Source organism: Stagnihabitans tardus (assembly GCF_009925085.1).
In the GTDB taxonomy this organism is placed as follows: domain Bacteria; phylum Pseudomonadota; class Alphaproteobacteria; order Rhodobacterales; family Rhodobacteraceae; genus Stagnihabitans; species Stagnihabitans tardus.
In genome coordinates, this window is sequence record NZ_JAABNR010000006.1 from 188,105 (window position 1) to 203,964 (window position 15,860).

Here is a 15,860-nt window from a genome sequence, read left to right on the forward strand (position 1 = left end):
GCGGCTTCCTCGACAGGGAAAATGTCCCTTACATCAGCTTTCCCTCAGCGGAAAGCCAGAAGTTGCCCCCGCCCCGTCACGACGAAGATCATGCCCTGCGCAAGTGCGGGCGCCGAGGCCGCGCCACCCGGCAAGGCGACATCCGCCACCAGCGACCCGTCCTGCGGCGCAAAGCCGCGCAGGCGCCCGTCCGAGCTTGCGACCCAGACCCTTCCCCCGGCCAGGACCGGCCCATAGCTCGCCGTGATGCGGCCCTGGCGCTTGGGCTTGGTCTGGTCGAAATAGGGCAGGCCCGAGGCCCAGATCTGCGACCCATCCGCGCTGGAAAGCCGGACCAGCGTCGCCTCGTCGTTCACGACGAAGACCGAGCCGCCGAAGACCAGGGGCGCGTTCATGGCGCCCTCGGGCGCGTCCCAGATCACCTGGCCCTGTTGCAAGGACCAGGCCCCGGTGCGCCCCGCCGCCGTGCCCGCGAACATCATCCCGCCCGAGACGACCGGATCGCCCGTCACCGTGCCCGAAACCGCATAGCCGCGCCCCAGACGCTCGCCGCCGGCATAGGCGTTCCAGACCGGCTGACCGGTCGAGGTCTCGACCGCCATCATCAGGCCCGAGGCAAAGGGGAAGACCACCAGCGCGCCCGATTGCACCGGGGCCGCGCCGCCGTCGACATGCAGGTTCGAGAGGTTATCCACCCCGACCGCCGTCCAGACCACCCGGCCCGAGGCCGCGTCGATCGCCCAGGCCGTGCCATCATCAGCCGCGACATAGACCCGCCCATCGGCCAGCAAGGGCGCACCCGAGGCCTGCGCCCCAAGCCTTTGGCGCCAGACCACCGCGCCCGTGCCCGCATCCAGGCCCACGACCTCGCCATAACCCGTCACCGCATAGGCCCGCGCGCCATCGGCGGCCAGGGACCCGCCCGAGATGCCGCCGCTGCGGTCAAAGGTTGCATTCACATCCGCAGACCAGAGCCTTTCACCCGCGACCGAGACCGCCGTCACATGGCTTGCCCCGTCCATCGCAAAGACCCGGCCACCGGCCACGACCGGAGCCGCCGTGATCCGCGACCTCTTGCCCGAACCCGCGCCGATATCGACGGCCCAGGCCAGTGCGGGCTGGGCCGAGAGGGCGCCATGCACGCCGGTATGACCCGCATTGCCGCCCCTCTGGCCCCAATCGCCATTCGACACCATGCCGGGCAGGGAAATCGCCGCCGAGACATTCTCGGGCCGATCCGGCGGGGCTGCGGGGTCAGGCACGGCCTCGCTTGGAACCGAGGCCTCCAAGGGCGCGCGCAGGGGAAAGCGCGTGCCCTCCAGGATGCGGTCGCGCTGGCAGGCCGAAAGCGCCAGGGTCGAGATCATCAGACCGAGAGCCAGCCGTTGCATGAGCGTCTCCTTCAGCCCGCCTGGGGCATGACCCCTTCGGGCGCGATCTTTTCGGGAACCGTGCCGCCCAGGGCCACGATGACCTGCTCCAGCCGCTGTTTCATGCCAAGCGGCGCTTCCTGGTCCTGGTGAAGCGCAAGCATCGCCTCCAGCGCCTCGGGGGTCTTGCCCTCTTCCAGGAGGAGATAGGCCAGGGCCTCTTCGGCCAGGGTCCGCATCGGGCGACCCGGCACGACCAGCGCGGTCAGGGCGGCGCGGCGGTCGGCCAGGGCCATGTCGGCCCCGGCCAGCGAGACGCGCTTGATCACGGCAAGGTCGCGGTAAAGCTGCGGCTGGGTGGCGTCATTCGACAGCGCCTCCAGCGCGGCGAGCGCGCCCTGCTTGTTACCCTCGGGATCGGCCGCCTTCAAGAGGTCAAGCACCGCCTTTTGCCCGCCATCGGCCGGGATCGCGGCCAGGGCCGTGGCGCGGGCAGCGGGGTCCTGGATTTCCAGCGCCGCCTGGACCGCATCACCAAAGCCCTGGGCCCGCGTCGCCTCTTTCGCCTTCTGCCACTCGGACCAGGCCGCGCCGCCGACGATGCCTATGACGATCACTCCGCCGACCCAGCCCCATTTCCGGAAGGTCGCGTAAAGCTTGTCCCGGCGCACGGCCTCGGTGACTTCATCGACGAAACTGTCCTGCGAGCTCATGCCGCCTCCCCTGCTTTGGTCCCGTCTTATCCTTTGGCGGGAGCCCTGCCAAGCCCATCCGCCTCGGGTGCGACCTCGACCTCTTCGGCCGACTGCCGCTCCCACATGGCGGCATAGCGGCCGCCAAGGGCGAGGAGCTCGTCATGCGTGCCGCGTTCGGCCACTTCGCCCGCCTCCAGCACCAGGATCAGGTCGCTGTCGGCGATGGTCGACAGGCGGTGCGCGATGGTGATGACCGACCGGCCCTGCCCCATGGCGTTCAGGCTCTCCTGGATGTCGCGCTCGGTCTGGGTGTCCAAGGCGCTGGTCGCCTCGTCCAGCACCAGGATCGGCGGGTTCTTCAAGAGCGTCCGGGCGATGCCCACGCGCTGCTTCTCCCCGCCCGAGAGCTTGAGCCCCCGTTCCCCCACCTTGGCCGCATAGCCATCGGGCAGCGAGGTCACGAAGTCATGGATCCGGGCGGCCTTGGCAGCGCGGATCACGCCCTCCTGGCCCTCATCCGGGTTGCCATAGGCGATGTTGTATTCGACCGTGTCGTTGAAAAGCACCGTATCCTGCGGCACGACCCCGATGGAGCGGTGCAGCGAGGTTTGCGTCACCTGGCGGATGTCCTGGCCGTCGATGCGGATCGACCCCGCGCTGATGTCATAGAAGCGGAACAGAAGCCGCCCGATGGTCGATTTCCCCGAACCGGAGGAGCCCACCAGCGCCACCTTCTGCCCCGGCTTCACCGTGAAGGAGACGCCCTTCAGGATCGGCCGGTTGGCGTCATAGGCGAAGTGCACATTGTCAAAGGCGATCTCTCCGGCCGGAACCTTGAGGTCGGGCGCGTTCGGCGCATCGACGATCTCGGCCGGCTGCGACAGAAGGCCGAACATCTCGCCCATATCCACAAGCGCCTGGCGGATTTCGCGGTAGACCGTGCCGAGGAAGCCCAGGGGCAGCGTGATCTGCATCATATAGGCATTGACCATGACGAAATCGCCCACGGTGAAGCGGCCTTGCTGCACGCCCATGGCCGACATGACCATGACGGCGATCAGGCCCGTGGTGATGATGACATTCTGGCCGACGTTGAGCATCGAGAGCGACTGCCCGGTCTTGACCGCCGCCTGTTCGTAAAGCCCCATGGCGCGGTCATAACGCGCGGCCTCGCGGGCCTCGGCGCTGAAATACTTGACGGTTTCGTAATTGAGCAGGCTGTCGATGGCCTTTTGATTGGCATCGGTGTCCTGGTCGTTCATCGCCTTGCGGATCTTGACCCGCCATTCGGTGATCTTGAACGTATAGGTGACATAGGCCGCGATGGTGACCAGGACCACGGCCATATAGGTCAGCCCGTAGTAAAGCGCGAAGATCACCGAGACCATGGTCAGTTCCAGGATCAGCGGGATGATCGAGAAGAGCATGAAGCGCAAAAGGAAATCGACGCCCTTCACGCCGCGCTCGATGATGCGCGAGAGGCCCCCGGTCTTGCGGGTGATGTGATAGCGCAGCGAGAGGCGGTGGATATGGGTGAAGGTCTCGTAGGCGAGCTTGCGCAGCGCGCGCTGGCCCACGCGGACGAAGACCCAGTCCCGCAGCTCGCCGAAAAAGACCGAGCCCATGCGGGCAAAGCCGTAAGCCACCGTCAGCCCGACCGCGCCGAAGAGGAGGACGCCGTCCTTGCCGGTCTCCCCGGTCAGGGCATCGACCGCGACCTTGTAGAGCCAGGGCGTATAGACCGAGACGATCTTGGAGATCAGCAGGAGCAACAGCGCCAGGATGACACGGCGTTTGACCCAGGCCTCGCCCTCGGGCCAAAGATAGGGCGCGACGCGCTTCATCGTTTGCCAGCCATTGGCCGGGGCCTTGACCATGTCTTCCGAAGTGGCAGAGGTTGTGACGCGACGCATGGCTCGATCCTTCACAGGCTTGGGAGATTGGCCCGGAAAGCAAGCCAGGCGGCCCAGGGGCCTTAGGTGTGACAGGCCGGGGACGAAGTAAAGCCCCCAGCCGGGAGTTTTGGGAATCTTATTCTGTGATGGGGCGGGGAGACAGAGCCCGCGACCAAGACGGGCGGTCACCTCGGGCCCCTGCCCGGGGCTTTTGCCCCGCAGCCTCCCCCGGTGGTCCGGGACACCGAGGCCCCCCGGCAGTCGGCAGGGCCAAGGGCGCCGATCCGGGCGCGGCGTATCCGTCGGCGGAGCCCGCCACTGGGCAGAGGCGCCCCTTGGGGCTTCTATTCGGCCTCCTGCCCCGCAGCTTCCCCCGGTGGCCCGGGTCACCAAGATCCCCCGGCAGTCGGCAGGGCCAAGGGCGCCAATCCGGGCGCGGCGGATCAGTCGGCGGAGCCCGCCCTATGCGAAAAGGGGCCCCCTGGGGCCCCTTTGTCGGTTCACTCTTTCGGGATGGCGAAGACCTGGCCCGGATAGATCAGGTCGGGGTCGCGGATCTTGTCCTTGTTGGCATCCCAGACCTGCACATAGAGCATCCCGTCCCCCAGCTCGCGGTTGGCGATGCCCCAGAGGGTAAAGCCCGGCTGGACGGTGACCGAAACAAAGCCCCCGGCCTGAGGCGCAGGGTCGGCGGCGGGCGCGGTGGCCTCCGTCGCAGTGGCGGCGGTTTCAGGCGCGGCATCGGCCGCAGGCTGGGCCCCGGCCTCGGCCGTGGTCGCAGAGGCCTCGGCGGCAGGCTCTGCCGACTGCGCCGCAGGGGCTTCGGAACTTGCCCCCTGCTCTGCCGACTGGGTCTCGGTCGTGGCGGAGGCGGTCCCGGTGGAGGCCGCATCGGTCGTGGCGGTGGTGTCCGCAGCCGGATCGGCGGCGGCGGTCGCGGTGCCTGCCGCTTCAGTGCCCGCAGCTTCGGCACTGCCGGTTTCGCTGGTGCCAGTTGCGCTGGCGGCCGTCTCGGTCCCGGCGTTATCGCCGGTGCCCGTGGCCGCAGCCGTCCCAGCGTTATCGCCGGTGCCCGTGGCTGCATCCGTCCCGGCGCTGTCGCTGGTGCCCGTGGCACTGGCGGCTGTCCCGGCGCTGTCGCTGGTGCCCGGAACCGCGCCCGTCTCTGCCGACTGTGCCGCCGTCCCCGTCGCATCCGACGTGGGTCCTGCCGACTGATCCCCGGAGGCTTGCGCGGCGGCCGCCAGGGCCTCCACCGTCTCACGCTTGAAAGGGGTCTCATAGCGCGAGACGACCTTGCCCGTGGCATCCATCTCGTCGACCCGCAGCGTATGGACCCCGGGCGCGATCCCGGCCTGGGTCAGGTTCCAGCCGCCCTCCGCCCCGATCTTGACCGCAGCCCCAAGGGCCGCGTTGTCGAGGTAGAGCTGCACGAGGTTGCCAGGGCTCCCCTTGCCGCCGAATTGCACGGCATCGGGCGAGGGATAGGCGATCGTGTCGATCGTGACATTGCCCGTGACGCCTTCGGCGGGGGATTGCAGCACTTGGGCGCCCGCCTCACTCACGGCCAGGGCCGTGGTGCCGGAGGTCTCGGTGCCAGCAGCGGTCGTCTCAGCGCCCACAACCTCAGCGCCCGCAGCCTCCGTGCCCGCCGTCCCGGAGCCCTCTGTCGCCGCCGCCCCAGCCTCGGCCGCCGCCGCCGGAGCCTGCACGGTCTGGGCAATGGCCACGCCCGAGCCCACCTTCACCACCGTCCCATCGGCGAGCGTCGCGGTCATGGTCATCAGCCGCCCCGCCCCGCCGCTGGAGAGACCGAACATGGCGACGAACTTGCCGGCCTCGTCGGCGGTGGCGGCTGCGATCTCGGTCCCGTCCAGCAGGATCGAGACCTTGGCCCCCGGCGCCACCTGGCCCGCGACCACCGTCTGGCCATCGGGATCGACGCGGACGATGTCGAAACGACCGGCTTCTGGCACGGCTGCGGGATCGGGCGCCTGGGCGGGCGCATCAGGAGCCGCCTCGGTGGCCGCCTCGGTGGTCGTCGCGTCCGACTTCGGCGCCTCGGCGGTGGTGGCATCGGCCTTGGGCGCCTCCGCCCCAGAGCTGGCCCCCGAACTGGCCCCAGAGCTGGCTCCCGCCTCTGCCCCCGCATCGGCCTTCTCGGCAGGGCCCTCCCCCGGCCCCTCTCCGGGCCTCGCCCCAAAGATCTGATACCCCCCAAGCCCGAAGAGGATCGCGATGATCGCCCCGACCGCCGCCTTCGTCCCCGGACCCATATCCTTCCAAGCCGCCATTCCGTCCCCCTTGCGCAGGGGCGCATCTGCCGCCGCCCTCTGCTTTCCTTCATGCTGAATCACGGTTATGCCTTGGTCACCGCAGGAATCCAGAGTTTTCCCCATTATGCCCAGCCAAACCCCCGCTCGCCCGTCGCTTTGTGTCTTTTGTGGCGCGAAGATGGGGGTCAACCCCGCCCATGCCGAGGCCGCCCGGCGCCTGGGCCAGGCCATCGCGGCCCAGGGCTGGCGGCTGGTCTATGGCGCGGGCGACGTGGGGCTGATGGGCGAAGTGGCCCGCGCGACCCAGGGCGCGGGCGGGGCGACCTTCGGCGTCATCCCGGTGCATCTCATGCAGATGGAGGTCGGCAAGCGCGACCTCTCGACCTTCGTCGTCACCGAGACCATGCATGAACGCAAGAAGGTCATGTTCATGAATGCCGATGTCATCGCCATGCTCCCGGGCGGGGCGGGGTCCTTGGACGAGTTCTTCGAGGTCCTGACCTGGGCGCAGATCGGCCTGCACCAGAAGCCCATCTGGCTCATCGACGTGGCGGGCTATTGGCACCCCCTGGTGGCGCTTATCGATCATGTCATCGCCCAGGGCTTCGCGGCGCCCTCGCTGCGCGACCTCTTTCAGGTGCTGACGCTGGAGGAGGTCTGCGCGCGGCTGGAAAAGTAAAGCGCGATGGCGCCCCAGATCAGGGCCAGGGCAATGCCATGCCAGGGCGAGACCGCCTCTCCCATGATCGCCCAGGCCGAGAGGAACTGCAGCGAGGGGTTGAGATATTGCACCAGCCCCGAGGTCGCCATGGGCACCCGCGCCGCGCCGTAGGAAAAGAGCACCAGCGGCAGGCCCGAGATCGGCCCCGCGACAGGCAAGAGCACCGTGTGATAAAGGTCGCGCCCGAACCAGCCCGCCCCCTGCCACTCCTGCCAGGCCAGCCACAGGACCAGGGGTGGAGCGATCAGCAGGACCTCGGCCAGGACGCCGATCATGGCGGGCACGCCCAGGCCGCGCTTGACGGCCGCATAAGCCGCGAAGCTGAAGGCCAGGGCCAATGAGACCAGGGGCGCGACCCCAAGCCCAAGGGTCAGGACCAGGACCGCCCCCGCAGCCAGCGCAAGGGCCCAGGCCTGGCGCCGGGCCAGGCGTTCATGAAAGAGCAAGGCACCAAGCCCCGCCGAGACCAGCGGGTAGATGTAATAGCCCAAGGAGGCCTCGACCGCCCGGCCGCCCGAGACCGCCCAGATGAACAAGAGCCAGTTGAACCCGATGAGCAAGGCGGCCAGGCAAATCCGCCCCGCCTGCGCCCGCAAGGCCCAAAGCGCCGCGCCCTGCCCCGCGATCCAGACCCAGGCCCCGAACATGACCCCGGTCCAGATCGTGCGATGCGCCATCATCTCCAGCGCAGGCACTTCCGGCATGGCGTGATAGTAAAGCGGCGCAAAACCCCAGATGGCACAAGCCGCCACGATCGCCCAAACCCCAACCCGCTCTGATGTCATCTTGGCACAAATATCCACGGGGTTTCCAAAGGGGAGCGTGCTCCCCTTTGGGCGGGGGGCTCGGGGGGCGGCAGCCCCCCGATTTGGGGGGTGCGGGGGGCGGCAACCCCCCGCTTCCGCGCATCAAAAAGCCCGCCTGTCAAGGCGGGCTGATTGATGCGCAAGCGGTCCGGTTACAGACGCGCGGCGACCTTTTCCCAGTCGACCAGCTTGTCGAGGAAGTTCGACAGGTAGGCCGGGCGCTTGTTGCGGAAGTCGATGTAATAGGAATGCTCCCAGACGTCGCAGCCCAGAAGCGCGGTCTGGCCAAAGCACAGCGGGTTGACGCCATTCTCGGTCTTGGTGACCTTCAGGGCGCCGGAAGCATCCTTCACCAGCCAGGCCCAGCCCGAGCCGAACTGGCCCGCACCGGCGGCAGCGAAGTCTTCCTTGAACTTGGCGACCGAGCCGAAAGCCTCGACCAGCGCCTTTTCCAGCGCGCCCGGCATCACCTTGCCGCCCGGCCCCATGATGTCCCAGAACAGCGCATGGTTCCAATGCTGCGAGGCATTGTTGAAGATGCCGTTCTGCGCCACGGCAGTGGCGTTATAGGTGCCCACGACGATCTCTTCGACCGACTTGGTCTCCCACTCGGTCCCGGCGATCAGCTTGTTGCCGTTGTCGACATAGGCCTTGTGGTGGATGTCGTGGTGATATTCGAAGGTCTCTTTCGACATGCCCAGCGAGGCCAGGGCGTCGTGCGCATAGGGCAGATCGGGAAGGGTGAAAGCCATGGGTCAAGCTCCTGTTTGCGGGTTCCGCCTCAATAAGCTTGCAGGGCGCGGGAAGGTCAAGGTCCGGCAGGGAAAATTCCGCGCCGGACCGGCCGAAATCGGGCGGCCCGCCCGGGGGTCCGACGGCGGCAAGGCCGCGCCGCGGAAAGGGGCAAAGGGTTCGCCGTGGCCCGCGCCCCCTTCAGACCGCCCCCTTCACATCCCCGGGCCTCACTTCACCTTGCAACTGCCCCTGGCGTCGAAATTGTTGGAATAGCCCAGCGGCTTGACGGCCATCACCGCCCCGTTGTCGGCCTTGAGCCAGGTCAGGCGGAACTGGAGCCGCGCCGCCTGCACGGCATCGGGAATGGTCAGGTCCCAGGTGAAGCTGACCTGGTTGGCCGAGGGCTTGCGCACCTTGGCCTCGATCGGCCCGCCGTTCCAGCCCTGGATCGCTTCGTCTGCGGCCCGCGCCGTGCCCGCTGCCTCGTCGTAGTCGATCACCACCCGCTTCGAGATCCAGCCCATGGCATCGGCACCGGGCTGCAAGCTGCAATCAAGCACCACGGCGCCCGCCGTCATGGGCATCAGGCCCAAACCCGCAACAAGCCCCGCCCAAAGCGCGCGCTTCACGAAAAATCCCATATCAAATCCTCTGGTTCATCAGGACGGGGCAAAGCGCCCCTGGGCGAAGTCTTGCCCAGAGCCTTCTGAAATGCAACGGGTTTTCGTTCAAGGCAGGCGGCAGAGACCAAAGCCCTCGGCCACGGCATCGCCCAGCATCAGGGCCTTGATCTCGACCTTGCCATCGGCCCGCATGAGCTCTGCCTGAAAGCCCACGCGCTGCGGATTGCCCCAGCGGTCCTTGACATCCAGCTCCCAGGAATAGACCACCCGGGTCGCCTCATCGCGGACCTGGGCCACCAGGGGCCGCCCCTTCACGCGGTCGATCAACCCGTCATAGACCTGGCCCGTGACGGCGCCGGGCGTGTGGTCGAAGAGGTATTGCGGCTCGATCAACCCCTCCAACCCCTGCCCGCGCCGCAAGCGACATTCCAGGATCTCGGCCCCCGCCGCACCAGCGGAAAGCCCCAGGAGCGCCCCTCCGACCAGCCCAAGGGACAAGCCCCATACCCCGCGCCCCAGAAGGCGGGAGACCACTCGATACCCCAACATGACAAGACCCCAAGCCTTACACCCGGGGTCAGCCTGTTCCCTTTTCGGTCTCAGGTCCAGTTAACGGATCGACTTGGCCGCAAGCTCCGCAATTCCGCCGCAATTGCCAGGCGGCAAAAGGACTTGGGCCCCATGACAGGCCAGGAACCGGCGCCCGTGTCCGCCCCGGGACCTCATGCCCAAAGGGGGCCGCTTGCGCCCCCTCCGCCGCCGCAGCCTGCGGAAAGGGGCGACCCGCGCGCGGCGTCAGGCCAGCTCGGCCCCAGGCGCGGCCGAAGCGGTCAAAAGCCCCATGACGTAAGCGGCCACCGAGCGGAAACAGACGAGGGTGAAGCCCCCCTCCTCCGCCCAGACCGCAGCCGCCACCTGGGCCGCGCGCGAGCGACGCAGCTCGTTCGGCGCGAGGCTGGCCACGTCGATAGGCCCAAGCTTGGCCACGACCTGCCCCGCCTTCTCGCCCTCGATCCGGAAGACCGCGCGGGCATCCGAGACATCGACGGCCAGGTGATGGCTGCCCTTCAGAGCCTGGGCCAAGTTGGCCAGGGCGCCCGAGACCTCGGCATAGGGCACGAGGATCAGGTATTCGTCCGGGCTCATCCAGCCCGCGCCTTTCGCGGTCGTGCCGGTGATGCGGCGCTGCTCGGGCAGCGCCAGGCCGAGGGACGCGAAAGCGCCCTCCAGCCCCGGAACATCGCGCTTGGCGCGCAAGCTGATCATCCCCAGGGGGCCGATCTCGCGCACCTTTGCGAAGCCCTCGAAAGAGGCACCACCCAGGGGGCTTACCGATTGGGCGTTGACGGCATCAGCCATTCTGCTTCTCCCCTTCCTTGTCATAGAAGACCGGGTCGACGACCTTGGCCTTGATGGGCTGGCCCGTGATGGCGCTGAACTCGACGACATCGCCCATGCGGGAGAGACCGCCCTTGATCAGCCCCATGGCGATGCCCTTCTTCAGCGTGGGCGAATAATAGGTCGAGGTCACCCGGCCCTGGACATTGCCCTGCCCGTTGGCATTCACCCCCGGCGCGAGGATATAGGCACCGTCGGGGATGACCGAGCCGTCCAGCGTCTCGAAGCCCGCAAGCTTCCAGCGGTCGGGCGAGGCGAGATAGGTCCGCTCCTGGCCGCGCTTGCCGAGGTAATCGGCCTTCTTCTTGCTGATCGCCCAGCCGAGGTTGAGGTCTTGCGGGATGACCGTGCCATCGGTCTCGTCGCCCATCATGATGAAGCCCTTCTCGGCCCGCATCACGTGCATGGCCTCGGTGCCATAGGCCACGATGCCGTGCTCTTGACCGGCTTCCATCAGCGCCTCCCAGAGCGCCAGGCCGTGACCGGCCGGGACGGCGATTTCGTAGGAGAGCTCGCCCGAGAAGGAGATGCGGTGGACGCGGACGGGAAGGCCTGCAAGCGTGCCCTCCTTGAAGGTCATGAAGGGCATGGTTTCGGCGGAGACATCCATGCCGCCGAGCTTTTCCAGGACCTTGCGGGCTTTCGGGCCAGCGACGGCGATCTGGGCATATTGCTCGGTGACATTGGCGGTATAGACCTGCCAGTCCCACCATTCGCATTGCAGCCAGTCTTCCATATGGGCATGGATGCGCTCGGCGCCGCCGGTGGTGGTGTGGCAGAGCCAGGTGTCTTCATCCAGGCGAATGACGACGCCGTCATCGGTCAGGAAGCCCGCCTCGGTGCACATCAGGCCGTAACGGCATTTGCCGATCCCGAGGTTCGACATGACATTGGTGTAGAGCATGTCGAGGAAGCGGCCCGCATCCGGGCCCTTGACGATCAGCTTGCCCAGCGTCGAGGCGTCGAGGAGGCCCACACCACTACGGACGGCGAGGATTTCGCGGTCGACGGCCTGGCTATGGGTCTCGCCGCCCTTCGGGTAGCAATAAGCGCGGCGCCAGAGGCCGACGGGCTCCATATAGGCGTTGTGCTTCAGGTGCCAGTCGTTGATCGGCGTCTTGCGGAGCGGCTGGAATATCTCGCCACGGGATTCGCCAGCCAGGGCGCCCAGGGTGACGGGCGTATAGGGCGGGCGGAAGGTCGTGGTGCCGACATTGGGGATATCGGTGTTCAAGGACTGGGCGAGGACCGCCAGGCCGTTGATATTCGAGAGTTTCCCCTGATCCGTCGCCATGCCGAGCGTGGTGTAGCGCTTGGTGTGTTCGACGGACTCGTAGCCCTCACGCGCGGCGAGTTGCACGTCCGAGACCTTCACGTCGTTCTGGTAGTCGAGCCACATCTTGGAGCGCAGCTGGATCGGCGCGCCCTGCGGCATGGTCCAGACTGGCTCCAAGGGCGCCTCGTCGGAGGGCGCTGCCTGGGCTGCGACCCCTGAAGGGGTCACGCCTGCGGCAGCGGCGGCGCCTTGCGCCGCGTCCGGAAGGATGGCGGTCGCTTGCAGGTGACCATTGGCCGCTCCCACCGCGTAGACGAGCGCCTGGCCGTCATGCGAGGTCGGCGGCTTGGTGGCATCGGGGCGGAACATGGCTTGCGCCTCGTCCCAGAGAAGCTTGCCGCCGCAATGGGACCAGAGATGGACGACGGGGGACCAGCCGCCCGACATGGCGACCGCATCGCAGGCGATCTCCTCGAGCACCGCGCCTTCGCCGGCTTGCAGGCAGATGGCGACGCCGGTGACGCGCTTGCCGCCCTTGACCTTGGCGATGGCCTTGCCGGCCTCGACCCGGATGCCCATGGCGCGGGCCTTGGTCGGCAGCGGGCCATTGGCCGAGGCCCGGGCGTCGAGGATCACGGGGACCGCGAGCCCTGCCTCTTTCAGCGCGATGGCGGTGCGGTAGGCGTCGTCGTTGTTGGTCACGACCACGGTGCGGTCACCGGGGGAAACCGCCCAGTTCACCACGTAATCGCGCACCGCCGAGGCCAGCATGACGCCGGGGATATCGTTGCCCGCGAAGGACAGGGGACGTTCCAGCGCCCCGGTGGCGGCGACGATGCGGGTGGCGCGGATCCGCCAGAGACGCTTCTTCGGGCGGCCATCGCCCGGGGTGTGATCGGCCACGCGCTCTTCGGCGAGGATATAGCCGTGGTCATAGACGCCCGCCGCCATGCAGCGGGTCTTCAGCGTCACATTGGGCATCTTGGCCAGGTCGGCGACGGTGGCGGCGATCCAGTCCGCCGCCGGGCGGCCGTCGATCACATCGCCATCGACCGGGGCGCGGCCGCCCCAATAGGGCGTCTGCTCCAAAAGGATGACCCGCTTGCCCGCTTGGCCTGCGACAAGCGCGGCCTGGAGGCCAGCGATGCCGCCGCCTGCGATGAGGACGTCGCAGAAGTCATAGGCCTGTTCGTAATGGTCGGCATCGGCCTCCTTGGGCGCTTTGCCCAGGCCCGCGGACTGACGGATCACCGGCTCGAAGACATGCTTCCAGGCGAAACGCGGATGGATGAAGGTCTTGTAGTAAAAGCCCCCCACCAGGAAGCGCGCGAAGGCGTTGTTCACCGCGCCCACGTCGAATTCAAGGCTCGGCCAGTGGTTCTGGCTGGAGAGCTCGGCACCCGCGTAAAGCTCGGTCGTCGTGGTGCGCTGGTTGGGCTCGAAACGGCCGCCCTGGCCCAGGTGCACCAGGGCATTGGGCTCTTCGGCACCCGAGGCCACGAGACCGCGCGGACGGTGATACTTGAAGGAGCGGCCGAGCAGCATCTGGTCATTGCCCAGAAGGGCCGAGGCGAGCGTATCGCCCTGGTAGCCCTTCAGGCGCTTGCCGTTGAAGACGAAATCCAAAGCCTTGGAGCGGTCGAGAAGACGGCCCCCTTTCGACAGACGGGTGCTCATTGGAAGCCCTTCCAGTCAGGCCGCTTGGCCTTGATCTTGTCTTGCAACGCTTGCGGCGGGGCGGAGACCTGTGCGGGATAGGTGCCGAAGACCTCGAGCGTGGCCGTGCAGCGCGCGGCGAGGAACCACTTGCCGCAGCCATAGGCATGGCGCCAGCGTTCGAAATGCACGCCCTTGGGGTTCTTGCGGGCGAACATATAGGCCTCGAACTCTTCGTCGGTGGAACCGGGGCCGAAGCGCTTCAGATGCGCCTCTCCGCCGGGGGAGAGTTCGGTTTCTTCGGCCTTCACCCCGCAATAGGGGCATTCAAGGATCAGCATGGTTGGTCCTTTCGGTTCAGGAGGGGCATGTCCATGCCCCGCAGTGCAGACGGTTCAGCATCAGGTCGCCGTAACCCCATTGCAGGGTCGAGACGAAGACCGAGGCCACTTCGGTGACGCGGGCCTGGGTCGCGCGGCGGTCGAGACGGGCGAAGAGCCGGCCCACGGCCTCGAGCTGGTGGTCGAAGTCACGGGCGGCGATCTCGGGGTCTTCGGGCTTGGCATCGCGCAGCATCAGGGGGCGGCCCTCGATGTCGCGGAGGTTCGAGCGCAGCGCCAGCACAAGGCCCTTGGTCAGGTAGGTCTGGTAGCTCTGCCGCGCCGAGGTGGTGACGGCGAAGGCCGCGAGCACGAGCCCCGTGCCGACCGCGCCCGCCCGGGAGAAATGCCCGGCATCGCCCGCGATCAGCGCCAGCGCCGAGACACTGAGCCAGACGGCCAGCGCCCCGATCACCAGGAGGCGCGAGCGCGCGGCCAGGCTTTCGGCCGCGAGAAGCTGGTCGACGATCTGGTCGAGGGTTTTCATGGGGCCGCCCGCCGGGGGCTCTGCCCCCGGACCCCCGGAGTTTTTGGGCCAATTTGAAAGCGCATCAGTGCGCCACCCCCGCGGCGACCGACTCGTCGATGAAGCGGCCTTCCTTGAAGCGCCACATCGAGAATTCTTCGGCCAGGGGGCCCGGTTCGCCCTTGGCCATGAGTTCCGCCATGGCCCAGCCCGAGCCAGGGATGGCCTTGAAGCCGCCGGTGCCCCAGCCGCAGTTCATGAAGCAATTGCCGAGGGGCGTCTTGGAGATGATGGGCGAGCGGTCGCCGGTCATGTCGACGATCCCGCCCCATTGCCGCAGCATCTTGAGGCGCGAGATCATCGGGAAGGTCTCGATCAGGGCGCGCAGGGTTTCCTCGATATGGTGGAAGGAGCCGCGCTGGGTGAAGTTGTTGAACCCGTCGGTGCCGCCGCCGATCACCATCTCGCCCTTGTCGCTTTGCGACATGTAGCCATGGACGGTGTTGGCCATGACGACCACATCCATGCAGGGCTTGATGGGTTCCGAGACGAGGGCTTGCAGGGCGACCGCCTCGACCGGCAGGCGGAAGCCCGCCATATCGGCCACCTGGCCCGAATGGCCCGCGACCACGATGCCGAGCTTCTTCGTCTGGATATAGCCCTTGGTCGTCTCGATCCCCGTCACCACGCCACCCGCCGAGGTCACGCCCTTGACCTCGCATTGCTGGATGATGTCCATGCCCATGGCCGAGCAGGCCCTGGCATAGCCCCAGGCCACCGCGTCATGGCGCGCCGTGCCGCCACGCGCCTGGTAAAGCGCCCCAAGGATCGGATAGCGCGGACCGTCGATGTTGATGATCGGCACCAGCTCCTTGACCTTCTGGGGCGAGATCCACTCGGTCTCGACGCCCTGGATCTTGTTGGCATGCACCGTGCGCAGATAGCCGCGCACCTCGTGATGGGTCTGGCCCAGCATCAACAGGCCCCGGGGCGAGAACATGACGTTGTAGTTCAGGTCCTGCGACAGGGTCTCATACAGCGAACGGGCCTTTTCGTAGATCGCCGCCGATGGGTCTTGCAGATAGTTCGACCGGATGATCGTCGTATTCCGCCCCGTGTTGCCGCCGCCCAGCCAGCCCTTCTCGATCACCGCGACATTGGTGATGCCGTGGTTCTTGCCAAGGTAGTAGGCCGTGGCGAGCCCATGGCCCCCGGCGCCCACGATCACCGCGTCATAGGATTTCTTCGGCTCGGGCGAGGCCCAGGCCTTCTCCCAGCCCATGTGCCAGGACAGCGCTTCCTTCGCCAGGGCGAAGACGGAGTAGCGTTTGGAGGGTCTCGCTTGGGCGGTCATAGGGGGCCTCTGGTCTTTGGGGCGATGCCTATCCATGGCAGGCAGGGCGGTTTTATCTGAGCCCTCAAACGTCACAATGGGGAAAATTGCGACAAGATGTCGGAGAATGTGGGTTTGGCCCGATCACAAGCAAGAGGGTCGGACAATCTGACCCTGCCTTTGGCCTTTTGCAGGACGGGGGCACAGGCTAATCAGGGGCCAAGACAAGC

The 15,860-nt window shown here is 67.4% G+C and carries 14 protein-coding genes; 1 reads left to right on the forward strand and 13 read right to left on the reverse strand.

Annotation, left to right across the window (positions count from 1 at the left end; translation table 11 throughout):
* Positions 1-44 precede the first annotated feature (44 nt).
* From GV832_RS08370 to GV832_RS08385, 4 genes are all read right to left on the reverse strand, one after another.
* The gene (locus GV832_RS08370) at positions 45-1,391 is read right to left on the reverse strand and encodes an outer membrane protein assembly factor BamB family protein (protein WP_168774388.1); all 1,347 of its coding nucleotides are present in this window, start codon (positions 1,389-1,391) and stop codon (positions 45-47) included.
* 11 nt (positions 1,392-1,402) lie between these two features.
* Positions 1,403-2,083, reverse strand: a complete 681-nt coding sequence (locus tag GV832_RS08375; RefSeq protein WP_168774389.1) for a hypothetical protein — start codon at positions 2,081-2,083, stop codon at positions 1,403-1,405.
* A 26-nt stretch (positions 2,084-2,109) separates the two neighbouring features.
* Positions 2,110-3,978: an ABCB family ABC transporter ATP-binding protein/permease gene (locus GV832_RS08380; RefSeq protein WP_168774390.1), complete on the reverse strand. Its 1,869-nt coding sequence runs from the start codon at positions 3,976-3,978 to the stop codon at positions 2,110-2,112.
* Positions 3,979-4,460: 482 nt separating this feature from the next.
* Positions 4,461-6,254, reverse strand: coding sequence for a LysM peptidoglycan-binding domain-containing protein (locus tag GV832_RS08385; protein ID WP_168774391.1), 1,794 nt, complete (start codon positions 6,252-6,254; stop codon positions 4,461-4,463).
* Positions 6,255-6,414: 160 nt separating this feature from the next.
* On the opposite strand from GV832_RS08385, the gene GV832_RS08390 reads away from it, so the two are divergent.
* Complete coding sequence (locus GV832_RS08390; RefSeq protein ID WP_265332505.1) at positions 6,415-6,915, forward strand: LOG family protein; 501 nt, start codon at positions 6,415-6,417, stop codon at positions 6,913-6,915.
* Here the strand turns inward: GV832_RS08390 and rarD are convergent.
* From rarD to GV832_RS08435, 9 genes are all read right to left on the reverse strand, one after another.
* Entirely contained in the window at positions 6,870-7,742 is an 873-nt protein-coding gene (gene rarD / locus GV832_RS08395; RefSeq protein WP_168774393.1) for an EamA family transporter RarD, read from the reverse strand. The genes GV832_RS08390 and rarD overlap by 46 nt on opposite strands.
* Positions 7,743-7,915: 173 nt before the next feature.
* Positions 7,916-8,515: a superoxide dismutase gene (locus GV832_RS08400; RefSeq protein WP_168774394.1), complete on the reverse strand. Its 600-nt coding sequence runs from the start codon at positions 8,513-8,515 to the stop codon at positions 7,916-7,918.
* 210 nt (positions 8,516-8,725) lie between these two features.
* Positions 8,726-9,139, reverse strand: coding sequence for a hypothetical protein (locus GV832_RS08405; RefSeq protein WP_168774395.1), 414 nt, complete (start codon positions 9,137-9,139; stop codon positions 8,726-8,728).
* Between the two features lie 87 nt (positions 9,140-9,226).
* Positions 9,227-9,619 carry a hypothetical protein gene (locus tag GV832_RS08410; protein ID WP_168774396.1) on the reverse strand — a complete coding sequence of 131 codons (393 nt, stop codon included), beginning with the start codon at positions 9,617-9,619 and terminating at the stop codon, positions 9,227-9,229.
* 297 nt (positions 9,620-9,916) lie between these two features.
* Complete coding sequence (locus GV832_RS08415; protein WP_168774397.1) at positions 9,917-10,480, reverse strand: sarcosine oxidase subunit gamma; 564 nt, start codon at positions 10,478-10,480, stop codon at positions 9,917-9,919.
* On the reverse strand, positions 10,473-13,472 hold the full coding sequence (locus GV832_RS08420) for a sarcosine oxidase subunit alpha family protein (RefSeq protein ID WP_168774398.1): 3,000 nt from the start codon (positions 13,470-13,472) through the stop codon (positions 10,473-10,475). The genes GV832_RS08415 and GV832_RS08420 overlap by 8 nt, the downstream gene beginning before the upstream one ends.
* Complete coding sequence (locus GV832_RS08425) at positions 13,469-13,792, reverse strand: sarcosine oxidase subunit delta (RefSeq protein WP_168774399.1); 324 nt, start codon at positions 13,790-13,792, stop codon at positions 13,469-13,471. The genes GV832_RS08420 and GV832_RS08425 overlap by 4 nt, the downstream gene beginning before the upstream one ends.
* A 16-nt stretch (positions 13,793-13,808) precedes the next feature.
* A complete protein-coding gene (locus GV832_RS08430; protein ID WP_168774400.1) occupies positions 13,809-14,318 on the reverse strand; it encodes a hypothetical protein in 510 nt (169 codons plus the stop codon).
* A 64-nt stretch (positions 14,319-14,382) separates the two neighbouring features.
* On the reverse strand, positions 14,383-15,651 hold the full coding sequence (locus GV832_RS08435; RefSeq protein ID WP_168774401.1) for a sarcosine oxidase subunit beta family protein: 1,269 nt from the start codon (positions 15,649-15,651) through the stop codon (positions 14,383-14,385).
* Positions 15,652-15,860 lie beyond the last annotated feature (209 nt).

Coding starts and splice junctions, on each gene's coding strand:
- GV832_RS08370 (WP_168774388.1), bottom strand. CDS start 1,391: ATGCAACGGCTGGCTCTCGGTCTGATGATCTCGACCCTGGCGCTTTCG.
- GV832_RS08375 (WP_168774389.1), bottom strand. CDS start 2,083: ATGAGCTCGCAGGACAGTTTCGTCGATGAAGTCACCGAGGCCGTGCGC.
- GV832_RS08380 (WP_168774390.1), bottom strand. CDS start 3,978: ATGCGTCGCGTCACAACCTCTGCCACTTCGGAAGACATGGTCAAGGCC.
- GV832_RS08385 (WP_168774391.1), bottom strand. CDS start 6,254: ATGGCGGCTTGGAAGGATATGGGTCCGGGGACGAAGGCGGCGGTCGGG.
- GV832_RS08390 (WP_265332505.1), top strand. CDS start 6,415: ATGGGGGTCAACCCCGCCCATGCCGAGGCCGCCCGGCGCCTGGGCCAG.
- rarD (WP_168774393.1), bottom strand. CDS start 7,742: ATGACATCAGAGCGGGTTGGGGTTTGGGCGATCGTGGCGGCTTGTGCC.
- GV832_RS08400 (WP_168774394.1), bottom strand. CDS start 8,515: ATGGCTTTCACCCTTCCCGATCTGCCCTATGCGCACGACGCCCTGGCC.
- GV832_RS08405 (WP_168774395.1), bottom strand. CDS start 9,139: ATGGGATTTTTCGTGAAGCGCGCGCTTTGGGCGGGGCTTGTTGCGGGT.
- GV832_RS08415 (WP_168774397.1), bottom strand. CDS start 10,480: ATGGCTGATGCCGTCAACGCCCAATCGGTAAGCCCCCTGGGTGGTGCC.
- GV832_RS08420 (WP_168774398.1), bottom strand. CDS start 13,472: ATGAGCACCCGTCTGTCGAAAGGGGGCCGTCTTCTCGACCGCTCCAAG.
- GV832_RS08425 (WP_168774399.1), bottom strand. CDS start 13,792: ATGCTGATCCTTGAATGCCCCTATTGCGGGGTGAAGGCCGAAGAAACC.
- GV832_RS08430 (WP_168774400.1), bottom strand. CDS start 14,318: ATGAAAACCCTCGACCAGATCGTCGACCAGCTTCTCGCGGCCGAAAGC.
- GV832_RS08435 (WP_168774401.1), bottom strand. CDS start 15,651: ATGACCGCCCAAGCGAGACCCTCCAAACGCTACTCCGTCTTCGCCCTG.